Raw genomic sequence first — 18,043 nt, forward strand, 5'->3', positions numbered from 1 at the left:
GCGGAGCGGGGTCCGGCCAGGTTGGCGAGGCCGAGGCGAACCGCGCCCCGGGCCAGGCGGCGCGCGCGGCCAGCGCCCCAGGCGGCGGCCAGGCCCAGCAGGCTGAGCGCCAGGAAGGCGCCCGCCGCCCCGCCGATCAGACCCGCCGCCGCCCAGCGGCTGGGGGCTGTGAGGATGGCGAGGCCCGCCAGGCCCAGGGCCGCGGCGACGGCCAGGATCGTCTCCAGGCCCAGCGTCGGGCGGCCCGACATCTCCTGGCGAAACAGGGACGACGGCGGCGTGGTCCGGACCCGCGCCAGGGGCCAGAGGGAGAAGGCCGCCGCGGCCAGCAGCCCGAAGGCGCCGGCGCGGATCAGGGGTTCCGGATAGACCGCGAACAGGGCCGGGATCGGCAGTTGGTCGGCGGCGAGCGCGCCGATGACGAGCGGCGTCACCGCGCCGATCCCCAGGCCGATGGCCACGCCCAACAGGGCCAGCGCGCCGATCTGGATCAGATAGATGTCACGTACCAGCGCCCCTTCAGCGCCCAGGGCCTTGAGCGTGGCGATGGAGGCCTTTCGCCCCTCCAGATAGGCCGAGACCGCCCCGCCGACGCCGAGGCCGCCGGCCACCAGGGAGGCCAGGCCAATGAAACCCAGAAAGTACTCCAGCTGGTCGATCAGCCGTCCGGCGCCGGCGGCGGCCTCGGACCGGTCGCGCGCCTGGAACACGGCGTCGGGGAAGGCCTCGCGCACCTCCTCGATGGCCGCCTTGGGGTCGGCGGCGGCCGGCAGCAGCACCCGCACCGCCTCGCCAAACAGGCCGCCGCCCAGCAGGCCGGTGGCCTCCACCGTGCCCACATCGGTCAGCACCCGGGGACCCAGCGCAAAGCCGCGGCCGATGCGGTCGGGCTCGGAGATCAGCACCGCGCCGACCCGCAAGCGCGCCTGGCCCACCGTGAAGATGTCCCCCATTTCCAGGTCCAGGCGGTCGAGCAGGGCCTGCTCCACCACAGCCCCAGCCACGCCGTCCGTCGGCGTCAGGGCTGCGGCCAGGCTTTCGGCGCCCTCCAGCTCGACCGCGCCCACCAGGGGATAGCCGTCCGCCACCCCGCGCACGTCCACCAGCCGCCGCTGGCCCTCGGCCGTCTGCGCCATGGCGTTGGCGCGGACGGAATAGACGCTGGGACCGAGGCGCGCGAACGCGGCGCGCTCCTCGTCGGTGAAGCGCCGCTGGTCGACGCTGAACACCACGTCGCCGCCGAGGATTTCCCGCGACTGGCTGGCCAGGCCCTGGCGGAAGGCCTCGGCCGTGGAGCCCGCCGCGGCGATGGCCGCCACGCCCAGGGCCAGGCAGGCCAGAAAGATGCGGAAGCCCGCGACCCCGCTCCTCAGCTCCCGCCCGGCGAACCGCAGGGCGAGCCTCATGCGTGAGCCTCAGGGGCTTCAGGCACGATCAGACCGTCGGCCATGCGCACGATGCGGTCGGCGCGGGCGGCCAGGGCCGCGTCATGGGTGACCAGGACCAGGGCCGCGCCGGCCTGCGCCAGCAGGTCGAACATCAGGTCGGCGACCATGGCGCCATTGGCGCCGTCCAGATTGCCGGTGGGTTCGTCGGCGAACAGAAGCTCGGGCCGAACCGCCAGCGCTCGGGCCAAAGCCACCCGCTGCTGCTCACCGCCGGACAGCTGATGGGGATAGTGGGTCAGCCGCGCCGCCAGCCCCACCCGGTCAAGCCAGGCGTCGGCCTGCGCCATCGCGTCGCGCCGCCCGGCCAGCTCCAGGGGGGCGGCGACATTCTCCCGCGCCGTCATGTTGGGCAGCAGGTGGAAGCTCTGGAAGACCAGGCCCAACCGGCCCCGCCGCAGGCGGGCGCGGCCATCCTCGTCCAGGGCGCCCAGGTCCTGGCCAAACAGGCGCACGGTCCCGCTGGTCGGCGTCTCCAGCCCGGCGGCCACCGAGATCAGCGACGACTTGCCCGAGCCCGACGGGCCGATGATGGCCACCGTCTCGCCAGGCGAAACTGTCAGGTCCACCCCGCGCAGGATCTTCACCGGGCCCGCCGCAGAGGGCAGGCTGAGGGTCAGGGCCGAGAGGGCGAGCGGTGGCGGCGCAGGCAGGTTTTCGGCCATGGGGCTCCCGATGGCGGGCTTAAGCGTTTCCTGCCCGCCCGGCCGACCTATATGGGGGACCACAGCCATGATCGCACGCCGAACCTTGCTCTCCCGTCGAACCCTTCTGCTGGGCGCCCTGGCGCTTGGCGCCGCCGGCTGCGGCGGCGAGGCCGTTCCGCCCGCCCCGAAAGACGCGCCTGCCGCCGAGCCACCGCCTCCGCCGGGGGGCGGCGCGGACCTGCCGGTGGTCGCCATCCTGGGGGACTCCATCACCGCCGGCTATGGCCTGCCGTCCCGCGAGGCGCTGCCGGCCCAGCTGGAGGCGGCCCTGGCGGCGGCCGGAACGCCGGTGCGGGTGCGGGCCGCCGGCGTGTCGGGCGACACCACCGCCGGCGCCCTGGCCCGGCTGGACTTCAGCATCCAGGACGACACCGACCTGTGCGTGGTGGCCGTGGGCGGCAACGACATGCTGCAGGGGATCGAGCCCGCGCGGATGCGCGCCAATCTGGAGGCCATCATCACCGGGCTTCAGGCGCGCAACATCCCGATCCTGCTGGCCGGCATGCAGGCGCCCCCCAGCTATGGCGCCTACGCCACAGACTTCGCCGCGGTGTTCGAGAGCCTCGCCCGCGACCACGACGTCCCCCTCTATCCCTTCCTGCTGGACGGCGTCGCCCTCGACCCCGCCCTGAACCAGGGCGACGGCATCCACCCCAATGCGGAAGGCGTAAGGATCATCGCCCAGCGCCTGGCCCCCGCGGTCGCAGGCGCGCTGGCGGGGGATTAGGAGGAGAAAAGTTCTCTTCTTGTTCTTTTATTCCTCCCGTCGCCGTGCCAAGCTTTTCAAGCTCTGCCGGGCGGGCGGACCGTATGGCGATCAACAGAAGGCGAGGAGGACGCACGGTGAAGATCAGGCCGTTTGCAGAGTTCGAAACCGAACTGCCCTATGACGGCGTCGAAGGCGACGAGTCGGTTGATTTCGAAGAGATTGTGCCTGCCGGCAAGAACATTGCCGAAGCCTGGGCGATAATCCTGAGGCCGCTCGGATATGAGGCCTCAGAGCCTATTCAGGACGACCATGGTTGGTGGCTCAACGTCAGGGACGGCCGATACAAGTATGAGCTTTTTATCGCCCGTGTGTTTGACAGTGAATGCCATCTTCACGCCAAGGAAGCGTTCGGACTTTTTAGAAGTAAGAATTTCCCATCGTTTTTGACCCAGCTGAACTCGGCGTTGAACGCCGATCCTCGCTTCATGAATATAGGTTGGGCCGGCTCCCTCAATGACAGGACCACGACACCTACGCCCGTTGTAGAATGAGCGAATGGGCCCGCCGGCCCCGCTTGCCAAGGCGCAGATCGGCCGCCCTACTGTCTCCATGAGCGAAGACAGCATCCGAGACCGTTCCCGCCGCACCCTTGAGCGCGCCCAGGCCCGTTATGAGGTCGATCCCTCCCTGCCCGCCACCGTCTGGTATGGGCGGGTGCTGGGGTTCCGATATCGGATCGAAGAGGCCATCGCGGTGTTCAGCGAAGGCCTGGAGCGGTTTCCGGATTCCTTCGAACTGTTGCGCCAGCGGGGCCATCGCTATCTGTCGACCCGGCGGTTCGCCGAGGGCAAGGCCGACCTCGCCCGGGCCGCGGCGCTGATCGAGGGCATGGCCGAGTGGATCGAGCCTGATGGCCAAGACAACGAGTTGCCGGTGCCGCCCACCAGCATCCAGTTCAACACCTGGTACCACCTGGCGCTCGCCCACTATCTGCTGCGCGAGTGGGATGAGGCCGAGGCCGCCTATCGCCAGTGCCTCAAATGGGTGCGCGAGGACGACTATGACGGGCTGACCGCCTGCAACGACTGGCTCTACATGACCTTGCGCCGCAAGGGCGACGAGACCGCCGCCGAAGCGGTGCTGGCCACCGTTCCCGAGGGCCTGGCCGATGAGGCCTTTGTCGAGGGGCCATCCTATTACCGCCGCCTGCGGATGTATCGCGGCGAACTGGCGCCCGAGGACCTGCTGAGCCCCGACAAGGGATCGCAGGTGATCCATGACCTGGAAACCATCTACGCCACCCAGGGCTATGGGGTCGGCAACTGGTATCTCTACAATGGTGAGACCGACCGCGCCCGGGCGGTGTTCGACCAGATCCTGCAGGGCCGCAGCCGCTTCGCCTTCGGCTACATCGCCGCCGAGCTCGACCTGCGCGAGATGGCGGAGGCGTGACGAAATGGAGCTGGCTGGAGTTCGCCCCCGCCTGCGACCTGGCGCGAGACGGTGGCGGTGAGAGAGGGATTCGAACCCTCGATAGAGTTTCCCCTATACACGCGTTCCAGGCGTGCGCCTTCAACCACTCGGCCACCTCACCACACCGGTCGGGGGCGGGCCCCCGGCGGAAGGGCGTCTATATAGCGAGGTGGGCGGCCGGGGCAAGCGGCCCTGTTCGGATGGCCTGCGGCGTCCTATCTGTAGGGCAAGAGCCATCCCTATCTGTCCGAGGTCGCCATGTTGTTCCGCAAGCCTGCCGAGATGCCGACGGCGCAGACCGCCCTGCCCGGCCGCAGCCAGCCGATCCCCACCGCCAAGACCCATTTCGTCAACGGTCAGCCCCTGCAGGGCCCCTATCCGGAAGGCTCGGAGACCGCGGTCTTCGCCATGGGCTGCTTCTGGGGGGTCGAGCGGCTGTTCTGGCAGATCCCCGGCGTGCATGTGACGGCGGCCGGCTATGTGAACGGCTTCACCCCCAACCCCACCTATGAAGAGGTGTGCAGCGGCCGCACCGGCCACACCGAGGCGGTGCTGGTGGTCTATGATCCCCGCGTGATGACCTATGAGCAACTGCTGAAGGTGTTCTGGGAAGGCCACGATCCGACCCAGGGCATGCGCCAGGGGGGCGATGTGGGCACCCAGTACCGCTCGGGCGTCTATGTGGCCAACGAGGCTCAAGGTTCGGCCGCGGCCGCCACCAGGGGCGTCTACCAGCAGGCCCTGTCGGCCAAGGGCCTGGGGGCGATCACCAGCGAGATCGTCGAGGCCGGCCCCTTCTATTTCGCCGAGGACTATCACCAGCAGTATCTGGCCAAGAATCCCGGCGGCTATTGCGGCATCGGCGGCACCGGCGTGACCTGCCCGATCGGGACCGGCGTCGAGGCGTGAGCCCGCAGGCGCTGGACACCGCCGCCCTGGCCCTGCCGGCGGCCACGCTCAGCGTCCAGTGGGGCGCTGAGCGTGTGTTCAAGGTGGGCGGGCGGATGTTCGCCGTCGCCAGCCCGGATGGCGGGCTGTCGTTCAAGGCCACCGACATTGCCTATGAGGCCCTGGTGGAGAGCGGCGTGGCGCGGCCGGCGCCCTACCTCGCCCGGGCGCGATGGGTGCGCTTTGATGACCTGGCCGCGCTTGACGCCGATGAGGTGGCGGCATGGCTGGCCACCGCCCACCGCTTGGTGAGCGCCAAGCTGACCCGCGCGCAACGGCAGGCCCTGGGCCTGGCCTGAGCTCGAGCTTAGGGTCCACGCCCCTCCACCGGCTTGACGCCCACCGGACTGTCGGTGATCGTCACCTGCAACCTTTGGACGTAGATTCGCCGTGCCTGAGCCCAAGGAGCCCGCGCCCTGGACGCCGCCCTGGCCGTCGTGGCTCAACCTATCGTGGTTGTCGGGCATTGCGCCCTGGGTGCGGTTGCTGACCCGGCTGGTGGTGGGCGCCTTCCTGCTGGCGAGCGTCTGGGGTGCGGCCACGACGCCTTCGGTCATGGCCGCGCTGATCGAGAAGGTGGCGCTGCAAGGCGCCCCCGCGGCGGGCTTCGCCGTCCGGATCGCCGTCTACGTCCAGATCGCCTGTGGTCTGGCCTTCATCACGGGCCTGCTGACCCGCTGGGCCGGACTGGTCTGCGCCATCCTCTTCACCGTGACGGCGGCGTTCGTCTATCGAAGCGGCGGGCTGACGGCGGCCATGCCAGCCGTCCTCCTGGCCTTGATCGGCCTGGACATGCTGGCCCGGGGTCCCGGTCCGTTCAACCTGCGCGCCCTGCTGGTCGGCCGCTGAAGGCTCTCAGGCCCGCGGCGTCTCGTCGACATCCTTGGCGCGGCTGGGGTTTGCGACGGCCGGCGGCGCGCCTTCCAGGACGGTGCGGATGTCGGCGATGGCGTGGGCCGCGGCGGAATTCCGCTGGCGCCAGATCAGCAGCGCCACGGCGCTCAGGGTCGCGACGATGAAGGCCGTGGCGCCGAAGATCCAGCTGGCCGCCGCCAGGGCGAAATAGTAGCCCCGCACCCCGGCGTTGAAGGCCGAGAGCGCCGGGTTCAGCAGCCGCCCCGCCGCGGAGCCATAGACGCCGGCCAAACCCACCGCCTCGTCCGGCGCCGCGCCCACCACGGCGATGGTGTAGTTGAGCTGGCGGATGGCCCAGATGAAATCCAGCAGGCCGCGCGCCAGGGTGATCAAGACCAGGGCCACCTGCACCTCGAACAGCAGCCGGGTGGAGGTCTCGATGACCAACAGGCTGGAGGCGCTGCGGAAGGCCGACTCGCCCCCGAACAGCACCCCGGACGCGCCGGCGATCAGGATCAGATTGGACGAGGCGAAGAAGGAGGCGGAGTTGATCGTATGGCCCAGGAGCTGGCTGTCCATCAGCCGGCTCTCCCGCCGGGCCATATTCCCCATCCAGGCGCTACGGATCACGGCCATGTCGAGATTGATCATGTGGCGACGCCCCAACGCCGCCTTGACCAGCGGCTCATAGGCCAGCCAGGCGATGGCGAAGATGGCGAGCGCCACGGTGTCCAGGGTGGAGAGTTGCAGGCCAAACATCGGCGCGGTTTCCTAGTCCTCCAGGATGCGACTGTGGCGGCGGCTGTCGCGCAGCAGCAGCGAGGTGATCAGCGCCACCCCCATGATGGCCGACACATAGATGTAGAAGGCGCTCTCCACCCCCTGCCCCTTGAAGCCCAGGGCGACGGCTTCGGCGGTGCCGCCGAACACGGCGTTGGCCATGGCGTAGGGCAGCGCCACCCCGAGCGCCCGGACGTGGGCGGGGAACAGCTCGGCCTTGGTCACCGCGCTGACCGAGGTATAGCCGGCGATGATCACGATCAGCACCACCATCAGGCCGAAGGCGATCAGCGGCTCGGTGACCCCGGCCATGGTGGTCATGATCGGATAGGTCAGCAGCATCCCAGCCCCGAAGGTGAAGGCCAGGTTGGTCCGCCGCCCCCACTTGTCCGACAGCCAGCCGAACAGGGGCAGGATGAACAGATAGACCACCAGGGCGGCGGCCGTGATGTTGGTCGCCGTCTCCTTGGTGAACCCCGAGGTGTTGACCAGGAACTTCTGCATGTAGGTCGTATAGGCATAGAAGGCGAGCGACCCGCCGGCGGTCAGCAGGAAGATGGCGGCGGTCTCCCACGGATGGTGGGTGAACAGCATCATGGTCCGCGCCCGCTCTGCGCCGGACGCCTGAGCGTTCTGGAACGACGCGCTCTCCTCCAGGCCCCGGCGGATCCAGAACACCACCACCGCCAGCAGGGCGCCGATGACGAAGGGAATGCGCCAACCCCAGGACTCAAGATCCTCGGTCGGCATGACCCGTTGCAGCAGGATCAGGACGCCCAGCGCCAGGAGCTGGCCCGAGATCAGCGTCACGAACTGGAAGCTGGACCAGAAGCCGCGGCGCTCCTTGCCGGCCATCTCCGAGAGATAGGTGGCGCTGGCGCCATATTCGCCGCCCACGGACAGTCCCTGGAGCAGGCGCGCGAGCAGCAGGACAGCCGGCGCGGCCACGCCGATCACCTCGTAGTCGGGGATCACGGCGATCACCAGCGAGCCCGCGCACATCATGGCGACGGCCAGGCTCAGCGCGGCCTTGCGTCCGGCCCGGTCGGCATAGAGTCCCATGATCCAAGCGCCGACCGGACGGGCCAGGAAGCCGATGGCGAACACGGCTGCCGCCTGCAGCAACTGCGAAGTCGGGTCGCCGGTAGGGAAGAAGTGCGGCGCGAAATAGAGGGCGAAGGACGAATAGGCGAACCAGTCGTACCACTCAACAAGGTTCCCCGCCGAGCCGCCGGCGATGGCCTTGAAGCGCTGGATGGGGGTCAGGCCAGGGACGAGAAGTCCCGGCGGCGCCTGAGAGTCTGCGCCTGTTTCAGTCGCCGTCATGCCCGCCGCCCCCCGGTGCGTCTTATCGTTCTGGCGATGCTAGAGCGCGTTCCGTAAAAGTGGAATCCGGTTTTCCGGATGAAACGCGCTCCAACTCTGAAGTCTAGAGCATGATCAACGATCAGGCGGGTCCGTCTGATCGTTGAATCATGCTCTAGGGACGTCCGCCCGCCAGCGGAAGCCCTCAATCGAGCCACCGCCGGCGGGATAGGGCCGGGAGAGGCTAGATCCGACCCATCAGCACCAGGATCAGCACGATCACCAGGATGAGGCCCAGGCCGCCTGACGGGAAATAGCCCCAGCTCCGGCTGTGGCCCCAGGTCGGCAGGGCGCCGATCAGCGCCAGGACCAGAATGATCAGAAGGATTGTGCCAAGCGACATCGGATGTTCTCCCAAGGCGCGAACCCCGTGGTCCGCGCAGCCTTGACCAGAGAACGAGCGCTAAAGGCGCAGGTTCCAGGCGCATCGGCGCAGAGGCGCCCACGGCGAGCGCGGGGCGGGCCGGCGCCTCAGTCGGCGGCGTCGGCGCTGTGCAGGTGGGCGTCGGACTCCTTCACCCCCAGCACATAGAGCCCACCGATGAAAGCGCCCTTGATCCGTGGCAGCAGCAGGAGGGTCAGCCCCGCCAGGGGCAATAGGGTGGCGGGGATCACCACCCAGAGCGGCGCCTGCCAGATGAACGGAAATAGCAGGATAGGGGCCACGATCAGGTGGCCCACGATCAGGATGGTGAAATAGGCCGGGCCGTCGTCCGCCGGATACTGGGCCAGGTCATGACCACAGGCGGGACAGGCCGGCTCCACCTTCAGATACCGCCAGAACAGCTGCCCGTCGCCGCACACCGGACAGCGGCCCTTCAGGCCACGCTTCAGGGCGGTGAAGAAGCTGGGACGTGCGGCCTGGGTCATGGAGACCATATGCGCCCTTCTCCGTCCCGGCGAAAGGGCGGCGCCCCGTCGCATGGTCGGCCTCTTCGCCGCCCCTCGGACGCGCCGCAGATGTCTAGCGCTTGATGTCCTCAGCCGTGCTCTTCACCGCTGAGCCTGCGGCTTCCATGTCGCGGCCGACGCCGGCCACGGTGTTGCAGGCCGAAACCATCAGGGCGGCCGTCGCGGCGGCCAGGATCAGCACCTTGCGCATCAGATGTCAGGTCTCCGGAGCGCCGGACCCCCTGGCCCAGCTTGCGGCGTGATCTAAGCGACGCCGCAGGCTGGGATCAATGAAAATGGCGCGGCCTCAGCCGGCGCTGTCGTCCTGCACGCCGGCGTCAGGAGCGTTCTTCTTGATCGACTCGATCATGGTCTTGGCGCTCGCCTTGGACGCATAACCCTCGGACGAGAACATGATCTCGCCATTGGAGGCGCGGAACCGCACGCGGAACTCGCCCGCCTTGTCCTTGAAGATTTCGAATTTGTAGGCCATCGCGCCCTCCCGGATGGAATTGTCGGAAACCCGACCTTGCCTCCCCTTCGGACGACGGGCAACCGCTTGGCCTCGGCCCGGGGCCAGGGCATGCTGGCGCCGAAAGGGGCCGTCGCTGGGGCGTGGCAGGCCCTAAGGACCACGGGCCCCACCGGGAAGGAAACCATGGTCGATCTGACCCATCTGCCGGCCGACGCGCCGGCGAACGCCATAGCCGCGATCCTCGACCGCGACGGCGCCCTCGTCCTCGACGCCGTCTTGACGCCCGCCATGCTGACCGAGCTCAGGGCCGAGCTTGCGCCCTTTGTCGAGGCCACGCCGGTCGGCCAGGACGGCTTCACCGGCGTGCGCACCACCCGGACAGGCGCCCTGGTCGCCCGCGCGCCAGCCTGCCGTCCGCTGGTGACCCACCTGCAGATCCAGGCGCTCTGCGCCCATCTGCTCAAGCCCAACTGCGAGCGCTGGCGCCTGCACCTCACCCAGCTCATCCGCATCATGGAAGGTCAGGGCGCCCAGCCGATCCATCGCGACCGCTGGGCCTGGGGCGCGCATCTGAAGGGGATCGAGCCGCAGCTCAACACCATCTGGGCGCTGACCGACTTCACCGCCCAGAACGGCGCCACCCAGGTGGTCCCTGGCTCACAGGCCTGGCCGGACGACCGCCGGCCGCAGGACCACGAGATCGCCCGGGCCGTCATGCAGGCCGGTTCGGTGCTGGTCTATACGGGCAGCGTCTTCCATGGGGGCGGCGCCCATCTCGGCGGCGAGGACCGCTGGGGCCTCAACATCACCTACGCCCTCGGCTGGCTGCGGCAGGAGGAGAACCAGTATCTCTCCTGCCCGCCGGAGATCGCCCGCACCCTGCCCCGGGACCTTCAGGACCTGCTGGGCTATGCGCTGGGGGGCTACGCGCTCGGCTACTACACCCCGCCCTTGGCCCCAGGCCAGGGGCCGGAAATGGTCCCGCCCAGCTACGCCCTGCGGGGCGAAGGCGAGGCGGCGGCGTTCGGAACGGCGGAAGATCTCGCCGCCATCGGCGCCCAGGTGCGCGGCGGCTAGGGAACGGGGGCGTTTCGGCTTCGTTCGGCAAGGGACAACTGTCCCCCAACCTGAAGGAGCCCCGCCATGGCGGACCTCGCCGAACTCGAAGCCAAGTTCTGGAAAGCCCTGAAATCCGATCGCACCCTGATGCTGGGGCTGATCGGTGTCGAGGAAGGCCACAGCCAGCCAATGACCGCCCAGATCGAGGGCGACCAGGGCGGTCCCATCTGGATCTTCAGCGCCAAGGGCGTGGATCTGGTGCAGGCCACGGGAGCTGGCCACCGGGCCATGGCCCACTTCTCATCCAAGGGTCATGAGGTGTTCGCCACCATCCACGGCCAGCTTGTCCCAGACAACGATCGCGATGCGATCGAGCGGCTCTGGAACCCCTTCGTGGCCGCCTGGTACGAAGGGGGAAAGGACGACCCCAAGCTGCAACTGCTGCGCTTCGAGCCGGAACGCGCCCAGATCTGGCTGAACGAACACAGCCTGTTCGCCGGCATCAAGGTCATGATGGGCCGCGACCCCAAGCAGGACTATGCCGACAAGGTCGGTGAAGTCCGGCTGAGCTAGACGCGGTAACTTGGGCGGCCCCTGGCGCGTCTAGGGGCCGCAGGTCCACAGGCCGTTGAAGACGCGGCTGGCGCCATCGGCGCGCTGATAGGTGAGCGTGGCCGGATTGGGGGGCGATTCCCCCCTGCCGATCGGGGCGCCGGTCACCTCGATCACAACCGTCTTGCCTCGGCCGGCGAAAGTCGCGCCGCGCAGAATGCCATCAAAGCCGCCCGGCGCGCCGACGCGCTCCACATAGTCGCCGACCTTCACCACCCCCTGGGCCGGCTCGGAGGAGGCCACGACGCCCTTTGCGTGCAGCAGGATCTGGTCCCCCTCGCCCACAAAGGCGCAGGCCAACTCCCCCGACAATCCGGCCGAATCGACTTCGTCGCCGGTGAGCCCGTTGAGCACGATGGCCGAGCCGTCGCCGCCCACGGTCTCGCCCGTCGTGGCCGGCGGCGACGCCGGAGGCCCGGTGTCGGGCGCAATGGGGGTGGCGGACGCCGGCGCCTCGGGCGACCCACGCTCCCCGGCGGGGTCCGAGCAGGCGGCCAGGGCCAAGGCGGCCAAGAGCGGCACAAGGGCCGTGCTGACGGGGCGGACGCCGCGGGCGGGGCGCCGGTTGGGAAGATGGGTCATACCGCAATGACGCAAGGGGAGCCGATCTGGTTCCCTCACCCCGCGCGCCGGGACTTGACCTGCCGGCCCTGGCGCCCTCGGTTGGCCAAAGCCCCGGCCCTGCCGCGGGGTCTCGCCACCCGGAGAAACAGCCATGCCGCGCCAGCCCAACGTCATCATCATCCTGGCCGACGACCTCGGCTACGGGGATATCGGCTGCGATGGCGGGACGCTGATCCGCACGCCACAGCTCGACCGGATGGCCACCGAGGGCGCGCGCCTGACCGACTTCTACGCCTCGGCCAATGTCTGCACCCCGTCCCGGGCGGGCCTGCTCACCGGCGGCTACGCCATCCGCCATGGCCTGGCCCGCGAGGTGATCCAGCCGGCCGACACCAACGGCCTGCCGCCCGAAGCCCCGACCATTCCGCGGCTGCTGAAGCCCGACTACGCCACCGCCCTGATCGGCAAGTGGCACCTGGGCCACGTCTCGCCCCACTGGCCGCCGCAGCGGTTCGGCTTCGACCGCTTCATGGGCCTGCCCTACAGCCACGATATGCGGCCGCTCACCCTCTATGAAGGCGAAGGCGAGGCGCCGATGAGCGAGTCCAAGGCCGACTTCGCCAAGCTGACCGAGCATTTCTTCAACGAGACCACCGCCTTCGTCGAGGCCCACCGGAACGAGCCCTTCTTCATCCTGCTGGCCCTGACGGCCCCGCACGTGCCCCTGCGCCCCAATCCCGACGACCCGCAGGGCTCGCCGGCCGGCGACTATGGCGAGGTGGTCGAAGAAGTGGACGCCCAGGTCGGCCGCCTGCTGCGGAGGCTGGAGGACCTCGGCCTGGCGGAGGACACGATGGTGGTCTTCACCTCCGACAACGGCCCCTGGTTCGAGGGCTCCACCGGCCCGTTCCGCGACCGCAAGGGCGGGGCGGCCTGGGAGGGCGGCTATCGCGTGCCCTTCATCGCCTGGCGGCCGGGGACGATCCCCGCCGGGACAGTCTCCGACGCCCTGGCCAGCAATCTCGACCTGCTGCCGACGATCGCGGCCATGGCGGGCCTGGAGCCGCCGACCGAGGGGATCGACGGCGCCGACCTCTCCGGCGTCCTGCTGCGGGGCGAGGCCTCACCCCACGACGAGGTGATCCTGTTCGACAATCTGCACGTGGCCGCCGTGCGCACGGCCCGCTGGAAATATGTGGTGCGGTCCTACTACCGGACCATGGACATCCCGCTGGACCAGCACCGCTATCCGCTGCTGTTCGACCTGAGCGTCGATCCCGGGGAGACCTACTCCCTGCTGTCGCTACATCCCGATGTGGCCGAAGACATGGCCCGCCGCGTCGCCGAAGCCCGCGCCAAGTACGCCCCCTTCGCCGAGGCTAGGCCCCCCGCCCCGGCCCCGGAGAGCGCGGAGACGTGGAAGGACTGAGGCGCGGCTGCGGCGCCTCAAATCAGAACCGGTGTGTGGCGAGGCTACGGGGGTCCTCCACCTGCGCGGCCTGATGTAGCTCACCCGACCGCGCCCTCGCCCGCCAGGACCGCGCGTGTCGCAGAGCGACTTGAAGCGTCTTGTCCATCCTGTCCAGATCAGCGATCACCAGCGATGGCTGGCCGTCCGCCGGCGCCTGGGCGATCCATCGGCCGTCAGGGCCGACCAGGCCGGCCGGCGCAGCGTCGCTGTGCTGCGCCGGCACGGAGAACCCGAGCCAGAAGGCGCCGCAGGCCGCGTGTCCCTGGGCCTGGATCGCAAACATCGGATCTCGCGAGAAGGTGGATATCAGGACCAGGTCCGCGCCGAGCTGCGAGCACTCCACGAAGAGTTCGGGAAACTGGATTTCGATGCACAGCAGGAAGGCGAGGCGGAAGCCGTCCACCTCCAAAACCAGCGGCCGCGCCCCGGGCGCATACCACTCTGTCACCTCCGAATAGGATAGCAGGCGCTTGTCGTAGCGGCCCGCGATCTCACCCCGGTCGGAGATCACATAGAGGCTGTTGTGCGGCCGGTGTGGCGGAGTGAGCCGATGGGCGGCGCCGATGACGGTCCAGAGGGAGAGGTCCGCCGCCAGGGCGGCCGTCTCCTCCAACTCGGCCCGCAGCGCCGACCAGTCGATGTTCCACCCGGCCAGCGCCTGCTTCCCCGGTCCGGAGGGGTAGCCGGACATGGCGCCTTCGGTGAACTGGATCAGCCGTGCGCCGGCGGCGGCGGCCTCGCGCATCTGGGAACGGATTCGGGGACCGTTCACGCGGGCGTCCAACGCCACCTCCGTCTGCGCGATGGCGATACGCACGCGTTCCGATGAGGCGGCGTTGGGCGCGGGGAATGTCAGGTGCGACGGGTTGGCCATTCCGGTTCGCGCCTCGGGTCTGGCCCTAGTCCGCGTCCATCTTCAGCGCCGCGATGAAGGCTTCCTGCGGGATCTCCACCTTGCCGAACTGGCGCATGCGCTTCTTGCCGGCCTTCTGCTTGTCCAGCAGCTTGCGCTTGCGGCTGGCGTCGCCGCCATAGCATTTGGCCGTCACGTCCTTGCGCAGGGCGCGGATGGTCTCGCGGGCGATGATGCGCCCGCCGATGGCCGCCTGGATCGGGATCTGGAACATGTGCGGCGGGATCAGGTCCTTCATCCGCTCCACCATGGCCCGGCCGCGCATCTCCGCACGGTTGCGGTGGACCAGCATGGAGAGCGCGTCCACCGGCTCGGCGTTGACCAGGATCGACATCTTCACCAGGTCGCCCACCCGATATTCCTCGATCGAATAGTCGAAGGAGGCGTAGCCCTTGGAGATGGATTTCAGCCGGTCATAGAAGTCGAACACCACCTCGTTCAGGGGCAGGTCGTAGACCACCAGGGCGCGGGAGCCCACATAGGACAGTTCCCGCTGCTCGCCGCGGCGGTCCTGGCAGAGCTTGATGATCGAGCCCAGGTGTTCGTCCGGGGTCAGGATGGTGGCCTTGATCCAGGGCTCGGCGATGGTGTCGATGCGCACCGGATCGGGCAGGTCGGCGGGGTTATGGAGCTCCATCTCCTCGCCATTGGTCAGTTGCACGCGATAGACCACGCTGGGCGCCGTGGCGATCAGGTCGAGGTCGAACTCGCGGGAGAGCCGCTCCTGGATGATCTCCAGGTGCAGCAGGCCGAGGAACCCGCAGCGGAAGCCGAAGCCCAGCGCCGCGCTGGTCTCCATCTCGTAGGAGAAGCTGGCGTCGTTCAGCCGCAGGCGGCCGATGGCCGCGCGCAGGTCCTCGAAGTCGTTGGCGTCCACCGGGAAGAGGCCGCAGAACACCACCGGCTGGGCCTCGCGGAAGCCGGTCAGGGCCTGGGCGGGGGGGCGTGTTTCGGCGGTGATGGTGTCGCCGACGGCGGCGTCGGCGACTTCCTTGATCTGGGCGGTGATGAAGCCGATCTCGCCGGGGCCAAGCTCTTCGGTCTCGGTCTGTTTCGGCAGGAAGACGCCGATCCGGTCCACCTGATAGGTGGAGCCGTTCTGCATCATCTTCACCTTCTGGCCAGCCTTCAGCGTGCCGTCGATGACCCGCACCAGCACGATGACGCCCAGATAGGCGTCGTACCAGGCGTCGACCAGCAGGGCCTTCAGCGGCGCCTCGCGGTCGCCCTTGGGGGCCGGCAGGCGGGTGACGATGGCCTCCAGCAGGTCGCTGATGCCGACGCCGGTCTTGGCCGAGCAGAGGATGGCCTCGCTGGCGTCGATGCCGATGACGTCCTCGATCTGCTCGCGCACCCGCTCAGGCTCGGCGGCGGGCAGGTCGATCTTGTTCAGGACCGGCACGATCTCGTGGTTGTTGTCGATGGCCTGATAGACATTGGCCAGGGTCTGGGCCTCGACCCCTTGGCTTGAGTCCACCACCAGGATGGAGCCCTCGCAGGCGGCGAGCGACCGGCTGACCTCATAGGCGAAGTCGACATGGCCGGGCGTATCCATCAGGTTCAGGACATAGGTCTCCCCATCCTTGGCCTTGTAGTTCAGACGCACCGTCTGGGCCTTGATGGTGATGCCGCGCTCGCGCTCGATCTCCATGGAGTCGAGCACCTGCTCCTTCATCTCACGCTGGGTGAGGCCCCCGGTCTCCTGGATGAGCCGGTCGGACAGGGTGGATTTGCCGTGGTCGATGTGAGCCACGATGGAGAAGTTGCGGATGCGCGAGAGCGGGGTCGACATGCGACCGCCTCTAGCACACCTGTGAAATTCCGCGAGGGGTCGAAGGGCCTCAGTCGCCCATGCCCAGCGTCTGAGCCCGGGCGCTCACCTTGGCCACCACGTGGTCCTGATAGGCCGGCCGCGCGCAGAGCCGTTGATGCCAGGCTTCCAGCGCGGGCAGAGCGGGACGCTCCAGGGCCTCCGGAATCCGGAACCAGCGATGGGCGACGACGCCCAGGGCGAGGTCGGCGACGGTGAGCCGATCGCCCATGACGAAGGCCCGGTCTTGCAGCTGGGCGTCGAGCACGGCGAAGGTCTCCGCCGCCGCCCGGATGGTCTTGGCCATTTCGGCCGGGTCAGGGGTCTGGCGGCGATAGGCGGTGCGGACCGAACCGATGGCCCGGCCGGGGGCGGCGGACCAGTCCATCCAGGCCTCAGCCTGCCAGCGCGCCGCCTCGTCGGCGGGCCAGAGGCCCACATCGGGACAGGTGGTGGCCAGCCAGCGGATGATGGCGCCCGACTCCCACAGGCTGAAGCCGTCGTCGCGGGTGATGGCCGGGATGCGGCCGGGCGGGCTGAGCGCGCGATAGGCCGGGTCGTCCCCGCCGCCGAAGGCGCCGCCCCAGTCGAGCCGCTTGCAGGACTGGGCTGTCTCGCCCAGCGCCCACATGACCCGCGCCGTCGCCGACGAATCCGCCCGTCCCCAGACCGTCAGCATGTCGCTCTCCCGCACCGTTCGGTCAGGCTGGACCGATCCTGCGACACGGGCTTGTCGGCTGCGGACCCCGGCGGATCGACAAGGCCCCAGCCTGTCATTCCGCCTGGCGCGCGAAGGTGCTGGACGCAACCCGCAAAGCGAATGAACTTCGCCGAGCCCCAGGGGAGAAGCTTGGAAAATGAACGGCCTACGGGACTCGATCGCCTACTTCTTCGATTCCAACGCCCTGAACCCCCATGGTATCTGTCTGATGTGGCGGCCGGAGCTGATCTGGACCCACGCCATTTCCGACGTCCTGATCGGGGTCGCCTATTTCTCCATCCCCCTGGCGCTGGGGGTCTTCCTCTGGCATCGGCGCGATGTGAGGTTCAGCTGGGCGATCTGGATGTTCGTCGGCTTCATCATGCTGTGCGGCGTCACCCACTTCATGATGGTCTGGACCCTGTGGAATCCGGACTATGGGATCGAGGCCCTGATCAAGGCCAGCACCGCGGCGGTCTCCGTCGTCACCGCCTTCGCCCTGTGGCCCCTGCTCCCCCGGGTGATCGCCCTGCCCTCGCCCCTCGAACTTGAACGCCGCATCGCCGAGCGCGACGCGGCCCTGGCCGAGTTACGCGCGGCCATGGACACCATGGTGGAGATGCGCGAGCACGAGGCCCGCCAGAAGCTGCTGCTGGACGAACTGAACCACCGGGTGAAGAACACGCTGGCCTCGGTCCAGTCGATCGCCGTCCAGACGCTCAGCCGCGAGGCCGAGCCCGAGGCGGCCAGGGCCACCTTCGTCGAGCGGCTGATGGCGCTCTCCTCGACCCACAACCTGCTGGTCAAGCGGAGCTGGGAAGGCGCCTCGTTCCATGATCTCGTCCAGGCCAGCCTCGACCACTATGGCCAGCCCTTCACCCTGGAGGGACCCGACCTGGCCGTGGCCCCGAACACCGCCGTCAGCCTCGGCATGGCCCTGCACGAACTGGCCACCAACGCGCTCAAATATGGCGCCTGGTCCCAGGGGGGCCGGGTCGAAATCGCGACGGGGGCTGACACGGCGTCTGGCATGCTGACCATCGTCTGGCGTGAGCGGGGCGGCCCGGTCGTCGAATCGCCTGGCCCCAGGGGATTCGGTTCGCGCCTGCTGGAACAGGGCGTGGCCGGCGAACTGGGGGGCGCCGTCAACCTCGCATTCGGCGGCGAGGGCCTGACCTGTACGATCCGCACCCCGATCGGGAGGGCCCTTCATCCCGAGGGCTGGACCTTCCCCACCCCCGCCCTGGCCTGAGCCGAGGCGTTTTC

At 69.0% G+C, this 18,043-nt stretch carries 22 protein-coding genes and 1 tRNA gene; 10 read left to right on the forward strand and 13 right to left on the reverse strand.

What is annotated here, in order from left to right; all coding sequences use genetic code 11:
• The coding region (locus tag Q7S93_RS18700; protein ID WP_304716332.1) for an ABC transporter permease at positions 1-1,406 on the reverse strand (1,406 nt) is incomplete at its 3' end.
• On the reverse strand, positions 1,403-2,110 hold the full coding sequence (locus Q7S93_RS18705) for an ABC transporter ATP-binding protein (protein WP_304716337.1): 708 nt from the start codon (positions 2,108-2,110) through the stop codon (positions 1,403-1,405). The genes Q7S93_RS18705 and Q7S93_RS18700, both read right to left, overlap by 4 nt.
• A gap of 67 nt (positions 2,111-2,177) precedes the next feature.
• Between Q7S93_RS18705 and Q7S93_RS18710 the strand changes: the two genes are divergently transcribed.
• The 3 genes from Q7S93_RS18710 to Q7S93_RS18720 all read left to right on the forward strand — a co-directional run bounded on the left by Q7S93_RS18710 (position 2,178) and on the right by Q7S93_RS18720 (position 4,313).
• Positions 2,178-2,879, forward strand: a complete 702-nt coding sequence (locus Q7S93_RS18710; RefSeq protein ID WP_304716341.1) for an arylesterase — start codon at positions 2,178-2,180, stop codon at positions 2,877-2,879.
• A 116-nt stretch (positions 2,880-2,995) separates the two neighbouring features.
• Positions 2,996-3,412 (forward strand): hypothetical protein, encoded by a 417-nt coding sequence (locus Q7S93_RS18715; RefSeq protein WP_304716343.1) that lies wholly within the window; start codon positions 2,996-2,998, stop codon positions 3,410-3,412.
• A 4-nt stretch (positions 3,413-3,416) separates the two neighbouring features.
• Entirely contained in the window at positions 3,417-4,313 is an 897-nt protein-coding gene (locus Q7S93_RS18720) for a tetratricopeptide repeat protein (protein ID WP_304716346.1), read from the forward strand.
• Positions 4,314-4,365: 52 nt separating this feature from the next.
• Here Q7S93_RS18720 and Q7S93_RS18725 read toward each other — a convergent pair.
• Positions 4,366-4,455: transfer RNA gene (locus Q7S93_RS18725), tRNA-Ser, on the reverse strand.
• A 137-nt stretch (positions 4,456-4,592) separates the two neighbouring features.
• Between Q7S93_RS18725 and msrA the strand changes: the two genes are divergently transcribed.
• From msrA to Q7S93_RS18740, 3 genes are all read left to right on the forward strand, one after another.
• On the forward strand, positions 4,593-5,243 hold the full coding sequence (gene msrA, locus Q7S93_RS18730; RefSeq protein ID WP_304716351.1) for a peptide-methionine (S)-S-oxide reductase MsrA: 651 nt from the start codon (positions 4,593-4,595) through the stop codon (positions 5,241-5,243).
• Positions 5,240-5,581: an MmcQ/YjbR family DNA-binding protein gene (locus Q7S93_RS18735; protein WP_304716352.1), complete on the forward strand. Its 342-nt coding sequence runs from the start codon at positions 5,240-5,242 to the stop codon at positions 5,579-5,581. The genes msrA and Q7S93_RS18735 overlap by 4 nt, the downstream gene beginning before the upstream one ends.
• Before the next feature lie 91 nt (positions 5,582-5,672).
• On the forward strand, positions 5,673-6,131 hold the full coding sequence (locus Q7S93_RS18740; protein ID WP_304716353.1) for a DoxX family protein: 459 nt from the start codon (positions 5,673-5,675) through the stop codon (positions 6,129-6,131).
• 6 nt (positions 6,132-6,137) lie between these two features.
• Here the strand turns inward: Q7S93_RS18740 and Q7S93_RS18745 are convergent, their stop codons facing one another.
• The 6 genes from Q7S93_RS18745 to Q7S93_RS18770 all read right to left on the reverse strand — a co-directional run bounded on the left by Q7S93_RS18745 (position 6,138) and on the right by Q7S93_RS18770 (position 9,666).
• On the reverse strand, positions 6,138-6,896 hold the full coding sequence (locus Q7S93_RS18745) for a DUF599 domain-containing protein (RefSeq protein WP_304716354.1): 759 nt from the start codon (positions 6,894-6,896) through the stop codon (positions 6,138-6,140).
• A 12-nt stretch (positions 6,897-6,908) separates the two neighbouring features.
• Complete coding sequence (locus Q7S93_RS18750) at positions 6,909-8,243, reverse strand: MFS transporter (RefSeq protein ID WP_304716355.1); 1,335 nt, start codon at positions 8,241-8,243, stop codon at positions 6,909-6,911.
• Positions 8,244-8,466: 223 nt separating this feature from the next.
• Entirely contained in the window at positions 8,467-8,625 is a 159-nt protein-coding gene (locus Q7S93_RS18755) for a DUF3309 family protein (protein ID WP_304716358.1), read from the reverse strand.
• 128 nt (positions 8,626-8,753) lie between these two features.
• The gene (locus Q7S93_RS18760; protein WP_304716359.1) at positions 8,754-9,161 is read right to left on the reverse strand and encodes a DUF983 domain-containing protein; all 408 of its coding nucleotides are present in this window, start codon (positions 9,159-9,161) and stop codon (positions 8,754-8,756) included.
• Between the two features lie 85 nt (positions 9,162-9,246).
• Positions 9,247-9,384 (reverse strand): entericidin A/B family lipoprotein, encoded by a 138-nt coding sequence (locus Q7S93_RS18765; RefSeq protein WP_304716361.1) that lies wholly within the window; start codon positions 9,382-9,384, stop codon positions 9,247-9,249.
• A 96-nt stretch (positions 9,385-9,480) separates the two neighbouring features.
• Positions 9,481-9,666, reverse strand: a complete 186-nt coding sequence (locus Q7S93_RS18770) for a YegP family protein (protein ID WP_304716364.1) — start codon at positions 9,664-9,666, stop codon at positions 9,481-9,483.
• 165 nt (positions 9,667-9,831) lie between these two features.
• On the opposite strand from Q7S93_RS18770, the gene Q7S93_RS18775 reads away from it, so the two are divergent.
• Both Q7S93_RS18775 and Q7S93_RS18780 read left to right on the forward strand, forming a co-directional pair.
• The gene (locus tag Q7S93_RS18775) at positions 9,832-10,725 is read left to right on the forward strand and encodes a phytanoyl-CoA dioxygenase family protein (RefSeq protein WP_304716365.1); all 894 of its coding nucleotides are present in this window, start codon (positions 9,832-9,834) and stop codon (positions 10,723-10,725) included.
• Positions 10,726-10,791: 66 nt separating this feature from the next.
• Positions 10,792-11,280, forward strand: a complete 489-nt coding sequence (locus tag Q7S93_RS18780) for a pyridoxamine 5'-phosphate oxidase family protein (protein ID WP_304716367.1) — start codon at positions 10,792-10,794, stop codon at positions 11,278-11,280.
• A 30-nt stretch (positions 11,281-11,310) separates the two neighbouring features.
• Here the strand turns inward: Q7S93_RS18780 and Q7S93_RS18785 are convergent, their stop codons facing one another.
• Entirely contained in the window at positions 11,311-11,901 is a 591-nt protein-coding gene (locus Q7S93_RS18785; RefSeq protein ID WP_304716368.1) for a hypothetical protein, read from the reverse strand.
• Between the two features lie 133 nt (positions 11,902-12,034).
• Between Q7S93_RS18785 and Q7S93_RS18790 the strand changes: the two genes are divergently transcribed.
• Positions 12,035-13,312 (forward strand): sulfatase family protein, encoded by a 1,278-nt coding sequence (locus tag Q7S93_RS18790; protein WP_304716371.1) that lies wholly within the window; start codon positions 12,035-12,037, stop codon positions 13,310-13,312.
• Between the two features lie 22 nt (positions 13,313-13,334).
• On the opposite strand, the gene Q7S93_RS18795 is transcribed toward Q7S93_RS18790, so the two are convergent.
• The 3 genes from Q7S93_RS18795 to Q7S93_RS18805 all read right to left on the reverse strand — a co-directional run bounded on the left by Q7S93_RS18795 (position 13,335) and on the right by Q7S93_RS18805 (position 16,756).
• Positions 13,335-14,171 (reverse strand): carbon-nitrogen hydrolase family protein, encoded by an 837-nt coding sequence (locus tag Q7S93_RS18795; protein ID WP_304716372.1) that lies wholly within the window; start codon positions 14,169-14,171, stop codon positions 13,335-13,337.
• An 82-nt stretch (positions 14,172-14,253) separates the two neighbouring features.
• Positions 14,254-16,059: a translation elongation factor 4 gene (gene lepA, locus Q7S93_RS18800; RefSeq protein ID WP_304716373.1), complete on the reverse strand. Its 1,806-nt coding sequence runs from the start codon at positions 16,057-16,059 to the stop codon at positions 14,254-14,256.
• A gap of 49 nt (positions 16,060-16,108) precedes the next feature.
• Positions 16,109-16,756, reverse strand: coding sequence for a glutathione S-transferase family protein (locus Q7S93_RS18805; protein ID WP_304716375.1), 648 nt, complete (start codon positions 16,754-16,756; stop codon positions 16,109-16,111).
• Positions 16,757-16,934: 178 nt separating this feature from the next.
• Here Q7S93_RS18805 and Q7S93_RS18810 point away from each other — a divergent pair, with 178 nt between their 5' ends.
• Complete coding sequence (locus Q7S93_RS18810; protein ID WP_304716380.1) at positions 16,935-18,029, forward strand: sensor histidine kinase; 1,095 nt, start codon at positions 16,935-16,937, stop codon at positions 18,027-18,029.
• The last annotated feature ends 14 nt before the right edge of the window (positions 18,030-18,043 follow it).

Origin of the sequence: Phenylobacterium sp., assembly GCF_030646615.1 — a bacterium.
Classification (GTDB): Bacteria; Pseudomonadota; Alphaproteobacteria; order Caulobacterales; family Caulobacteraceae; genus Phenylobacterium.